Raw genomic sequence first — 12,747 nt, 5'->3', positions numbered from 1 at the left:
TAACCAGCCGGAGGCTGCAAGCCACGGCGCTTCAACCGGAGAGATGAGCAAAAAGAAAGTCGTATTAGCATTTAGCGGAGGATTGGATACCTCTTACTGCGTTAAATACCTCGGCGAGGAAAAAGGATTTGAAGTTCATACCATCACCGTCAACACCGGTGGTTTTAATGAGCAGGAAGTCCTGGAGATCGAGACCCGCGCCCGCAACCTGGGAGTGGCATCGCATAAGACCGTTGACGAGACCCGCAACTACTACGACAAGGTTATACGCTACCTGGTGTATGGCAATATCCTGAAGAACAACACCTATCCCCTCAGCGTAAGCGCCGAGCGCATGTCGCAGGCGCTGGCGGTGGCCAACTATGCCCGCGAGCTGAAGGCAGACGCCGTCGCGCACGGCAGCACCGGCGCCGGCAACGACCAGGTTCGTTTCGACATGATCCTGAATATACTCGTGCCCGGCATCGAGATCATCACCCCCATCCGCGAGCTGAAGCTCTCGCGCGAAGAAGAGATTTCCTACCTGCAGTCGAAGGGCGTGCAGATGAACTTTACCAAAGCCATGTACTCCGTCAACAAAGGCATCTGGGGAACATCGGTGGGCGGTAAAGAAACCCTGAAGTCGCTGGGTACCCTGCCCGAAGAGGCATGGCCTACGCAGGTGACCAAAACCGGCACCGAGACCGTAACCCTGGCCTTTGAAAAAGGCGAGCTGAAGAAAGTGAACGACAAAGCGTTTGCGCACCCTGCCGACGCGATCCAATACCTGCAAGGCATTGCCGGCCCGTACGGCATCGGCCGCGACATACACGTGGGCGATACCATCATCGGTATCAAAGGCCGCGTAGGCTTTGAAGCCGCAGCGCCCATGTTGGTACTGAAGGGACACCACGCCCTCGAAAAACACGTACTCACCAAATGGCAGCTGAGCTGGAAAGACCAGCTGGCGCAATTCTACGGTAACTGGCTGCACGAAGGCCAGTACCTCGACCCCATCATGCGCGACATCGAAGCATTCCTGACTAACTCGCAACAACATGTTACCGGTACCGTGCAGATCCAACTGCATCCCTACCGTTTCCAAGCGCTGGGCATCGAGTCGGCCTACGACCTCATGTCGTCGAAGTTCGGCAAGTACGGCGAGATGAACCTCGGCTGGACCGGCGACGACGTAATCGGCTTTACGAAGATCTTCGGCAACCAGACGGCGATCTATCACCAGGTAAAAGCAGACGTCGATGGCCACTAAAATCAAAGCAGGCATCGTCGGCGGCGCGGGTTATACCGGCGGCGAGACCATCCGGCTGCTCCTCAACCACCCGCACGCAGAGCTGACCTTCGTACATAGCCGCAGCAACGCCGGCAACCCGCTGTATTCGGCCCATCCCGATCTGCGGGGCGATACGGAACTGACCTTTACCGACTCCCTGGCGCATGCCGCAGACGTTGTCTTTCTGTGCCTGGGCCACGGCGAGAGTAAGAAGTTCCTGCAAGACAATCCGTTTCGGGCCGGCGTGAAGATCATCGACCTGAGCCAGGATTTCCGCCTGGGCGAGACGGCGGGTGACCGCACGTTTGTGTACGGCCTGCCCGAGCTGAACCGCGACGCCATTCGTCAGGCTTCCAATATCGCCAACCCCGGTTGTTTTGCCACGGCCATCCAGCTGGGACTGCTGCCCCTGGCGAAGACCGGTGCCCTGGGCGAGGTATATGCCACCGGCATTACCGGTTCTACCGGCGCCGGGCAGAAACTGCAGGACACGACCCATTTCACGTGGCGCGCCAATAACATCTCGGCCTATAAAACGCTTACGCACCAGCACCTGCGCGAGATCAAACGCACGATCGCGCAGGTACAGCCGGGCTTTGCGGCCCCAATCAACTTTGTGCCGTGGCGCGGCGACTTTACGCGTGGCATTTTTGTGAGCTCGGTCATCTCGACGGCATTGTCGCTGGAAGACGTGGCGAAGCTATACCACGACTTTTACCAGGGGCATCCCTTCACCGTCGTGTATGACGACGTCGTGGACCTGAAGCAGGTGGTGAACACCAATAAATGCCTCGTGGGCCTCGAGAAGGAAGGCGACAAAGTGGTGGTACATACCGCGATCGACAACCTGCTGAAAGGCGCATCGGGACAAGCCGTGCAGAACATGAACCTGCTGTTCGGCTTCGAAGAAACGGCCGGGCTGAAGCTGAAGAGCATCGCCTTCTAACTGTACTACACTTTCACGTACCTACTTACTTCTTACAGTGTCATGAAATTATTTGATGTATACCCGTTGTTCAACATCACACCGGCCAAAGCCGAAGGCTCCTGGCTGTGGGATGACAAAGGGCAGAAATATCTGGATCTATACGGCGGCCATGCCGTGATCTCGATCGGCCACTCGCACCCGCATTATGTAAAGGCGCTGACCGATCAGCTCAACAAGATCGCCTTTTACTCCAACAGCGTACGCAACCCGCAGCAAGAGCAGTTTGCCGAGAAGCTGGGCGCGGTGTCGGGCTACCCCGACTATCAGCTCTTCCTGTGTAACTCAGGCGCGGAAGCCAATGAGAACGCGCTGAAGCTGGCGTCGTTCGTGACCGGCCGCAAGAAAGTGATCGCCTTTAAGAAGGCTTTTCACGGCCGTACATCCGGTGCCGTGGCGGCGACCGACAACCCCAAGATCGTAGCGCCTTTTAATGCCAACCACGAGATCGTGTTTGTGCCGATGAACGACGAGGCGGCCTTTACCGCAGCGCTGGACGCCACCGTGGCGGCGGTCATTATCGAAGGCATCCAGGGTGTGGGCGGTATCCAACTGCCGACCGATGCATTCCTGCAATTCCTGGAGCGTCAGTGCCGGGCCAACGGCTCGATCTTTATTCTCGATGAAATTCAAAGCGGCTATGGCCGCAGTGGTAAATTCTTTGCGCACCAGCATGCCGGTGTCTGCCCGCATGTCATCACCACGGCCAAAGGCATGGGCAACGGCTTCCCGATCGGAGGCGTGTTCATTCACCCGGACATCAAGCCGTGGAGTGGTATGCTCGGTACGACCTTCGGCGGCAACTACCTGGCGTCGATTGCCGGCCTGGCCGTACTGGAAGTGATCGAGCGTGAGAAGCTCATCGAAAATGCCGCCGTGCAAGGCAACTACTGGATCGAAAAGCTCAAAGCCATGCCGACATTAAAAGATGTGCGGGGCCGCGGCCTGATGATAGGTTTCGACCTGCCCGACGACAAAGCCTCGGTACGCACCGACCTGCTGCACAAGCATAAGATCTTTACCGGCGAAGCGAAGCCCAACACCATCCGGTTGTTGCCGTCGCTGACTCTGACCCGCACCGAAGCCGACTTGTTTTTAACCGCCCTGACTGAAGAACTGAAATGAAGAACTTTATCTCCGTGGCCGATGTCGATAACATCGACGCCCTCGTAGCGAAAGCCCTCGCCTTTAAAAAGGAAGCGCTCAAAAGCCAGACGCTCGGCGCCGGCAAGCGCCTGGGCCTGCTGTTCCTCAACCCCAGCATGCGCACGCGCCTTAGCACGCAGATCGCCGCCGAGAACCTCGGCATGAAGGTGATCGTGTTTAATGTAGGCCAGGACGGCTGGGCGCTGGAATTCGAAGATGAAGCCATCATGAGCGGCAACACGGTCGAGCACGTAAAAGACGCGGCGCCGATCCTGGGCAAGTACTTCGATGTACTGGGCATCCGCACGTTCCCTTCCCTGCAAAACAAAGTAGACGATTACAGCGAGCTATACATCCAGCAGTTCATGAAGTATGCCGGTATACCGGTGTTGAGCCTGGAGAGCGCCACGCTGCACCCGTTGCAGAGCCTGACCGATATCATTACCATTCAGGAGACCTTTCGCGAGCAACGCCGCCCGCGTATTGTGCTGACCTGGGCACCGCACGTAAAGGCGTTGCCGCAGTGTGTGGCCAACAGCTTTGCACAGTGGGTGAACGCGTGGGGCAAAGCAGATTTTGTGATCACGCACCCGGAAGACTACGAGCTGGACGAAAAATTCACCCAGGGCGCCACGTACGAGCCCAACCAGGACAAGGCGCTGCAAGGTGCAGACTTTGTATACGTCAAGAACTGGAGTACCTATACCGACTACGGTCGCATCTATAACAACGATCCGGCCTGGATGCTGACGGCGAAAAAGCTGGAGCCTACCAACAACGCCCGGGTCATGCACTGCCTGCCGGTACGCCGCAACGTAGAGCTGAGCGATGCGATCCTCGACAGCGCCAACAGCATCGTGACGCAACAAGCCTCCAACCGCGTATGGGCGGCACAGGCGGTGATCAGCGAATTACTCGGAAACAAATGAGCAAACTTTTTATCATCAAGATCGGCGGTAACGTGCTGGACAACCCGCCGGCGCTGAGCGCATTTCTGCAAGACTTTGCCGCGATACGCGAGCCGAAGATCCTGATCCACGGTGGCGGTAAGATCGCCACCAAGATCGGCGAAAGCCTGGGCATCGAGTCGAAATATGTCAACGGCCGGCGTATCACCGACGCCGCCACGCTCGACGTAGTGACAATGGTATACGGCGGGTTGGTCAACAAACACATCGTGGCCACGCTGCAGAAGCTGAATACGAACGCCATCGGTCTGACGGGCGCGGACGGAAATACCATCAAGGCCGTACGACGCCCGGTAAAAGATGTCGACTATGGTTTCGTCGGCGATATCACACCAGAAGGGGTACATGTAAACTTCCTGAGCACGCTGCTCCACGCGGGTATCGTACCGGTATTTGCACCGCTGACGCATGCCGAGGGCGCGATCCTCAATACCAACGCCGATACGATCGCCTCTGTGCTGGCCGTGGCGCTATGCAAGCAATTTGACGTGCGGCTGATCTTCTGCTTCGAGAAGAAGGGCGTACTGCGCAATGTAAACGATCCCGGCACGGTGATACGACATTTACCCAAAAGTAAATACGAAGAATTATTGCCGGCCGGCGTGTTTGCTGACGGGATATTGCCGAAATTGGAGAATGCTTATGCGGCGATTCAAACCGGCGTAAAAGAAGTGCTGATCGGTGAAGCATCAGACCTGCTAAAGAACACCGGCAGCGAAACAGAAGGAACTTTGATCACGATATAACAACGTTGGCGGGCTACCAGAGGCCTGACGGCTACCACACTTATGGAATCATTACACGAAAAGGCTACTAACCTGCTGACGCGGCTCATTGCTGTGCCGTCGTTCAGCAAGGAAGAAGACGAGGTGGCTTCGGTATTGGAGGATTTTTTTGAGCGCGAACGGGTGAACTCGTTTCGCAAGGGTAACAACATCTGGGTAAAAAATCAGTATTTCGATCCGAACAAACCAACCGTACTTCTCAATTCGCACCACGACACCGTGCGCCCCAACCCCCAGTATACACGCGACCCGTTCAAACCCGAGGTCATCGATGGTAAACTGTTCGGCCTGGGCAGCAACGACGCCGGCGGACCGCTCGTATCGCTCATTGCCACATTCCTGCACTACTACCCGCAGCAGAACCTGAAGTATAACATCGTGCTGGCGGCCACGGCGGAGGAAGAAATTTCCGGCACCGGGGGCGTGGAAAGTATCTGGACATCGCTGCCGGCGATCGACTTTGCCATCGTCGGTGAACCGACCCTGTGTCAGATGGCGACGGCGGAAAAAGGCCTGATGGTTTTGGATTGTATCGCCTACGGCAAGGCGGGCCATGCGGCCCGCGAAGAAGGTATCAACGCCATCTATGAAGCGCTGCCCGACATCGAGTGGTTCCGTACCTACCGGTATCCGGACGTGTCGGAGACCCTGGGACCGATCAAAATGACCGTGTCCATCATCAATGCCGGCAAACAGCACAACGTCGTGCCCGCCGAGTGCCACTACACCGTAGACGTACGCTGCACCGACAAATATACCCTGGAAGAACTGCTGGACATCATCCGGCAGAACGTCAAGAGCGAGGTGAAGCCACGTTCCATGCGCATGCGTCCGTCAGGCATAGCCGAAGAGCATCCACTGGTGCAGGCGGCCATCAAGCTGGGCATACACCGCTATGGCTCACCGACGACGTCCGACCAGGCGCTGATTCCCACACCCTCGGTAAAGATGGGCCCCGGTGACTCTGCGCGCTCGCACTCGGCCAATGAATTTATTTTTGTGGATGAGATCCGGCAGGGCATCGAAACCTATATCAAGGTGTTGAACGAAGTGATCCTATAAGCAATGAAACTCTGGCAAAAAGATAAGACCTCCCTGCAGGAAGTAGAACGCTTTACCGTGGGCCGTGATCAGGAAATGGATATGTTCCTGGCACCGTTTGACGTACAGGGCTCGCTGGCACACATTACGATGCTGCAAACCATCGGCTTGTTGGAAAAGTCCGAGCTGGATGTACTGACGACCGCCTTAAAAGATATATACCAGCAGATCCTCACCGGCGACTTTCGCGTGGAGGAAGGGGTGGAGGATATCCACTCGCAGGTGGAGCTGGAACTGACACGCCGCCTGGGGGATGTCGGCAAGAAGATCCACAGCGGCCGATCGCGCAACGACCAGGTGCTGGTCGATATTAAGTTATACCTGCGGCACGAGATCGAGCAGGTGACAGAAGAAGTGAAGAACCTCTTCGACCTGCTGATGGCGCAGAGCGATGCTTTTAAGGATCGGTTGCTGCCGGGCTATACACACCTGCAGCTTGCCATGCCTTCGTCGTTCGGGCTGTGGTTCGGCGCGTATGCCGAAAGCCTGGTGGACGATCTTATTACGCTTCAAGCGGCCTACCGCGTGGTGAACAAAAACCCGCTGGGTTCCGCGGCGGGGTACGGCTCATCGTTCCCGCTCAACCGTACGTTGACGACGTCGCTGCTTGGGTTTGAAGACCTGAACTACAACGTAGTGTATGCGCAGATGGGACGGGGCAAGACGGAACGCATTGTGGCCGGTGCCCTGTCAAACGTCGCCCTGACGTTGAGCAAGCTGTCGATGGACGCGTGCCTGTTCCTGAACCAGAACTTCGGTTTTATCAGCTTCCCCGACGAGCTGACGACGGGGTCCAGCATTATGCCGCACAAAAAGAACCCCGATGTGTTTGAGCTTGTGCGGGGGCGCTGCAACCAACTGGCCGCACTGCCAAACGATATTGCCCTGGCGACGGCCAACCTGCCGTCGGGGTATCATCGCGACATGCAGTTGCTCAAGGAGATCTTGTTCCCGGCGATCCAGAGCCTGAAGAACTGTCTGCAGATGACGCACCTGATGTTGTCGAACATCGCGGTAAAAGAAAATATACTGGCCGATGCCAAGTATACTTTTCTGTTCAGCGTAGAGGAAGTGAATAAGCTCGTGCTGGCCGGCGTACCGTTCCGCGATGCCTACAAGCAGGTAGGTATGGACATCGAGCAGGGCCGTTACAATCCCGCGACGACCGTGCAGCATACGCACGAAGGCAGCATTGGCAATCTCAGCCTGCCGGCGATCAACAGCATGATGGAACAGACCCTGAAGGGGTTTGCGTTCGACCGCTACAAAGCCGCCATCGACAAATTGCTGGCGCGCTGATCCGCCAGCTTTTTCAACACAACCATACTACTGTAGAATTAACTCCTCATCGACCGGCGTGTCGGTGAGGTGCTTTCTTTTTGTCTGCGGGCATGTCTTTTTATTTCGTACCGGAAATAGACACGGGCATGAAACCACTCGACACCTCTACATCCTCGCGACGGACCTTTCTTCGTCAGCTGTCCGGCACGGTGGGCGGTACGTTGCTCAGCTTTTCCCTGCCGGCGTGGGGGGTGTCGCGCAGCCCGCACGGGTCGGAGGAGGATGCCGGTGCTACGGCCCCTGCTCAGGATCCCGGGCGCAAGCTGGGCATAGCTCTTGTGGGGCTCGGCAATTATAGCACGCATCAGCTGGCACCGGCGTTGGAGCAGACCAAAAATTGCTACCTGGCCGGCATAGTTACCGGTACACCCGCCAAAGCCGAGAAGTGGAAGCGCAAATACCGTATTCCCAACAAGAATGTTTACAACTACCAGAACTTCGACGCCATAAAGGATAATCCGGATATCGACATCGTCTATGTCGTGTTGCCAAATTCGATGCACGCGGAGTTTACGATCCGCGCGGCCGCAGCCGGCAAACACGTGATCTGTGAAAAGCCCATGGCGGTGTCGGTAAAGGAGTGCGAGCAGATGATAGCCGCGTGTAAAAAGGCCGACCGCCTGTTATCGATCGGCTACCGGTTGCACTTCGAGCCGCACAATCTTACGATGATGGAGTTTGGTAAGAATCATGTATACGGAGCGATCCAGAAGATAATGGCCCGCGACGGCATGGATATCGAGCCGAACGTATGGCGGCTGGACAAGAAGCTGGCCGGAGGTGGCCCGTTGATGGATGTCGGCATTTACTGCGTGCAGGCGGCCATCTATACCGCGGGTAGGAACCCGATTGCTGTAACGGCGCGCGAAGGCGAAAAGACCGACCTGAAGCGGTTCTCGCAGGTCGAGCAGTCGCTCGCGTGGCAACTGGAATTCCCCGGCGGTGTGCTGGCCGATTGCGAAACGAGCTACGCCAAGGACATGAACATGCTGCGGGTCGATGCCGAACGTGGCTGGTACGCGCTCGAGCCAGCCTATGCCTATAAGGGCATCACCGGCAGCAGCAGCCAGGGAAAGCTCGACCTGCCCCAGGTGAACCAGCAGGCTTTGCAGATGGACGACTTCGCTACCTGTGTGCGTCAGAATAAAAAGAGTAAGGTGCCGGGCGAGATGGGCCTGCGGGATGTCAGCATTCTCATGGCCATCTACGAAGCTGCTTCGACCGGTGTTCGTATCGAATTGAATAACCTTTAAACACCCGATTATATGAAAACGACAAAAAATAGCAATACCGCCGCCGCGAAGAAAAACGTGCCGGCGAACAAGGCGACAAAAGCCACGAAAGCTACGCACACCAAGGCCAAAGCACCGAAGAAGGAAGACAAGCTTCCGGGCGAGTATCCACCCAGCGAGGATATCATGAACCCCGGCAATGGCATGGAGCGTGTCCACGTCGACCTGGAGGATATGAGCACGTCGCGCATGACGGAAAAACAAATGACCGAAGAGGTGGCCCGTGAGCGGCGGGGCAATACCGAAAGCGACCTGACAAAAGAAGATCGCCGCGCGCTGGGCTCCGACGGCCTGAACAGCGACGAAGGCGATGACGATCAGCTACGCGCCCGGGTGACCCCGGTAGACTTCGCCGGCAAAGACCTCGACATACCCGGTTCGGAGCTCGACGACGCGTCTGAGGCGATCGGAACAGAAGACGAAGAGAACAATTCTTACAGCCTCGGCGGCGACAACCATGAAGACCTGGAGGAGGACCGCGCTTAACCGTTATCGCTACACCATGTTACGGCATTACACCGGAACCGGGCTGTTGTACCCGATACTCATCCCGGTTTCGGTGATGCTACGTTATTGCGTCAGCTATTACGCCCGCATCCTGTACGTCCTGTACGTGTATTTCCGATAACCCTTTACAACCTTGCGACTTCTCCTTTTATTTGCGTAAAACGGAGTCTATGCAGCCGCACACCATTCTTGTCATCATTCTGGCCATCACCACGATTTCCTACGTTTTCGGACAACTGTTGGACTATCTTAACCTGAAGGCCCAGCGTACCACGTTGCCGGATGAGATCGCCGCATTCTACGACCGGGAGAAATACCTCACCTCGCTGGCCTATCACCGCGAGCTGACCCGCTTTTCGTTTCTGACCGATGCGCTGAGCTTTCTGCTTTCCGTTGGCATGTTGCTTACCGGAGGCTTTGGATGGGTAGACGAACAGCTCCGGCCGTTTTTTTCCAACGAGATCGTACTGGCGCTGGTGTTCTTTGGTGTGATCGTGCTGGCGTCCGATATTTTGACACTTCCGTTCCAATGGTATAGCATCTTTGTGATCGAGGCAAAGTATGGTTTTAACAAAACGACCGTGCGCACGTTCATTCTCGACAAGCTCAAGGGCTATTTGCTCGGTGCCCTGGTAGGCGGTTCGTTGCTGGCGGCGCTGATCTACCTGGTGCAAACCCTGGGGCCGTCGTTCTGGCTTTGGTTCGCCGCGCTGGCCACGGTGTATGTGTTGTTCATAAACCTGTTTTATACTTCGCTCATCCTGCCGTTGTACAACAAGTTGACGCCGCTGCCGGCGGGATCGCTCAAGACGGCGATCGAAGCCTTTGCCCATAAAGTAGACTTTCCGTTGGATAACATCTTTGTGATCGACGGCTCGAAACGCAGCAGCAAGGCCAACGCCTTTTTCTCGGGCATCGGTAAAAAGAAAAAGATCGTGCTGTACGACACACTCATTCAGCAGCACACGGAGGAGGAACTGGTGGCGGTGCTCGCGCACGAAGTAGGCCACTTTAAGAAAAAACACATTGTGTGGAGCCTCGTGCTGGCGGTAGTGCAGATATTTTTTACACTGTATGTGTTGTCGTGGATGATCTCCAGCGAGGCGTTGTCGCTTGCGCTGGGGGGAAGCCGGCAGGCCGTACACCTGAACCTGATCGCCTTTGCCACGCTGTTCTCGCCTGTGTCGGCGATGACAGGTATGCTGATGAGCGTCTATAGCCGCAAGAACGAGTTCGAGGCCGACGCCTACGCACGTGAGACCTACGACGGCCCCGCGCTGATGGCGGCGCTCAAGAAGCTGTCTGTAGAGAACCTCAGCAACCTGTATCCGCACCCGCTATACGTATTTTTTCACTATTCGCATCCGCCGTTGCTGCAACGGCTGGCGGCGCTGGCCAAATAACCCATGGGAGACCTGTTCCGTAGATCGATCGCCACCACGATGCTGATAGGCATCAACCTCGTGGTGTTCCTGTGGCTGGCGTGGCAACAGCAAAGCCTGATGATGAACACCGGCGCCGATGCGCTGGCCATACTGCACGTGGGTGGCAACTTTAATCCCTATACGCTGGGAGACCAGCCCTGGCGCTTGCTGACGTCCATGTTCCTGCACTATGGCGTCATTCATCTGCTGGTGAACATGTATGGACTGTACGCGCTGGGAGTGGGACTGGAGCCTGCTATCGGCACACCGCGATTCTTACTGGTATATTTTTGCTGTGGCCTGGCATCGGGTTTTGCAAGTCTGTTGTTTAATGTATATACGATCAGCGCGGGGGCGTCGGGTGCCTTGTTCGGGCTGTATGGCTACCGGCTCGGGGCCGAAGTCATCGGTAGCTTTCACGATCGCCAGCAACTGCGCACGGTGTTTATCAACTTCGTGATCTTTGTCGCCATCAACATCTTCTTTACGATGCGGCTGAATGTAGACCTGGCCGGTCACATCGGCGGCTGCATCGCGGGGGTGATCCTGTCGGTATTTCATTTTAAACTGCGCTGGCTTATTCCGAATGTGCAGCTGCTCGTGGTGGTACTCGTGATGCCGTTGGCATTGTTCTTCTTTCCGCAGGGGCAGAAACGCTATTACGCCATCTACCAGGATCTGCTTCAGGCGGATGACGCCACGGCGCAGGTATACGGTGCAACAAAAACGGACGAAGCCTTGAAGGACAGTCTGGAGGTGATCGTTGGTCAGTGGGACACCATCGTGGCGCAGCTTCGCGCGCTCCCGGCGATCCCTGGGGCCTTGCAAAATGACACGACCGTTGTCGGCCAATACAGCCGGCTGCGCCGGGAGGAAACAGCCTACCGGGTAAAGATGATCGCGCGTGAATCGTACGTATACTTCGACAGCATCGGGCTCGTGCAGCAGCAGCTGGGATCGGTGGGGACGATCCAGTTCCCCCTGAATTATGAAGCATCCCTGGCATTGACCGCGGACACCGTGCAGCAAACACCACCGGAAACCGCGCCTTCAAAATGGAACTACACAAAAGTATACTACGACAAGGACTGGAAGGAAACGCTTCGCGTAACCGATTTTTACTATTATCGCGAAGGTGCCCGGGACTCCGCAGGCCGTTGGCAAGGCCGGGTAACAGACTATTACCGGAACGGCGACGTGCAGATGAAAGGGGAGTATAAAGACGGTCTGAAAGACGGTATTTTCCTCTATTACTCCGACCACGGCACGTATACCTCGGCCGGCCGGTACCGGCGTGAGGAGTCCACCGGCAAGTGGGAGACCTACTACCACAACGGCCGGCTGCAGCGCGAAGTGGTTTACCAGGACGGCGCCTATACGCGCAACGTATGGGACTCGCTGGGCCGTGTGCAGGTAAAGGACGGTAACGGCCGCGAGACACAGTGGTATGAAAACGGAAAGATAAAAGCCGAGGGCAGCTACCGGGACGGCCGGCAGGACGGTCTCTGGAAAGGCTATCATCCCGACGGTACACCCTACTACCAGGAGCTCTACCGCGACGGTAAGCTGGAGCGGGGCATGGCCTTTACCCCCGACGGCAAACGGTATGTATACGATCAGTGGAGCGACCTGTCCCTGCCTGTTATGGGCCTGGAGAAGTATCGAAAGTACCTGGAGCGCCACACGCATGCGCCCGGTGCGGCATGGCCGGGAAGCGGTACGGTAAAAGTCGTTTTTACCGTGGATATCCGGGGCGGGCTTCGCGACTTTGTGATCTTACAGAGCGTCTGCCCGGCCTGCGACCAGGAGGCTATCCGCCTGCTGCGTGAAGGGCCACCCTGGCGCCCGGCGCTGGTACGGGGGCACGAGGCCGTTACCTCGCAGGGCTACATGGAAATCGCCTTCTAATCCCCGACAGGGCATAAAAA

General features: G+C 56.7%; 11 protein-coding genes. All 11 read left to right on the top strand.

The genetic code is table 11. The annotated features are described in order from the left end of the window. Positions 1-43: 43 nt before the first annotated feature. A complete protein-coding gene (locus KK078_RS03905; RefSeq protein ID WP_254088936.1) occupies positions 44-1,249 on the top strand; it encodes an argininosuccinate synthase in 1,206 nt (401 codons plus the stop codon). Then, positions 1,239-2,216: an N-acetyl-gamma-glutamyl-phosphate reductase gene (argC, locus tag KK078_RS03900; RefSeq protein ID WP_254088935.1), complete on the top strand. Its 978-nt coding sequence runs from the start codon at positions 1,239-1,241 to the stop codon at positions 2,214-2,216. Before KK078_RS03905 ends, argC begins: the two co-directional genes overlap by 11 nt. 42 nt (positions 2,217-2,258) lie before the next feature. Continuing rightward, the gene (locus tag KK078_RS03895) at positions 2,259-3,380 is read left to right on the top strand and encodes an aspartate aminotransferase family protein (protein WP_254088934.1); all 1,122 of its coding nucleotides are present in this window, start codon (positions 2,259-2,261) and stop codon (positions 3,378-3,380) included. Then, positions 3,377-4,330 (top strand): Rossmann-fold NAD(P)-binding domain-containing protein, encoded by a 954-nt coding sequence (locus KK078_RS03890; RefSeq protein ID WP_254088933.1) that lies wholly within the window; start codon positions 3,377-3,379, stop codon positions 4,328-4,330. Before KK078_RS03895 ends, KK078_RS03890 begins: the two co-directional genes overlap by 4 nt. After that, the gene (gene argB / locus KK078_RS03885) at positions 4,327-5,115 is read left to right on the top strand and encodes an acetylglutamate kinase (RefSeq protein WP_254088932.1); all 789 of its coding nucleotides are present in this window, start codon (positions 4,327-4,329) and stop codon (positions 5,113-5,115) included. Before KK078_RS03890 ends, argB begins: the two co-directional genes overlap by 4 nt. Positions 5,116-5,157: 42 nt before the next feature. Next, entirely contained in the window at positions 5,158-6,216 is a 1,059-nt protein-coding gene (locus KK078_RS03880; protein WP_254088931.1) for a M20 family metallo-hydrolase, read from the top strand. A 3-nt stretch (positions 6,217-6,219) separates the two neighbouring features. Next, positions 6,220-7,554, top strand: a complete 1,335-nt coding sequence (gene argH / locus KK078_RS03875; RefSeq protein ID WP_254088930.1) for an argininosuccinate lyase — start codon at positions 6,220-6,222, stop codon at positions 7,552-7,554. A 128-nt stretch (positions 7,555-7,682) separates the two neighbouring features. Beyond that, complete coding sequence (locus KK078_RS03870) at positions 7,683-8,849, top strand: Gfo/Idh/MocA family protein (protein WP_254088929.1); 1,167 nt, start codon at positions 7,683-7,685, stop codon at positions 8,847-8,849. A gap of 12 nt (positions 8,850-8,861) precedes the next feature. Then, positions 8,862-9,374 (top strand): hypothetical protein, encoded by a 513-nt coding sequence (locus tag KK078_RS03865; RefSeq protein WP_254088928.1) that lies wholly within the window; start codon positions 8,862-8,864, stop codon positions 9,372-9,374. Between the two features lie 191 nt (positions 9,375-9,565). Continuing rightward, the gene (locus tag KK078_RS03860; RefSeq protein ID WP_254088927.1) at positions 9,566-10,798 is read left to right on the top strand and encodes a M48 family metallopeptidase; all 1,233 of its coding nucleotides are present in this window, start codon (positions 9,566-9,568) and stop codon (positions 10,796-10,798) included. A 3-nt stretch (positions 10,799-10,801) separates the two neighbouring features. Next, a complete protein-coding gene (locus tag KK078_RS03855) occupies positions 10,802-12,727 on the top strand; it encodes a rhomboid family intramembrane serine protease (RefSeq protein WP_254088926.1) in 1,926 nt (641 codons plus the stop codon). The last annotated feature ends 20 nt before the right edge of the window (positions 12,728-12,747 follow it).

This window comes from Dawidia soli, assembly GCF_018598185.1.
GTDB classification, from domain to species: Bacteria; Bacteroidota; Bacteroidia; order Cytophagales; family Cyclobacteriaceae; genus Ohtaekwangia; species Ohtaekwangia soli.
Note: the sequence above shows the minus strand (reverse complement) of the source record. Positions and strands in the feature narration are given on the sequence as shown.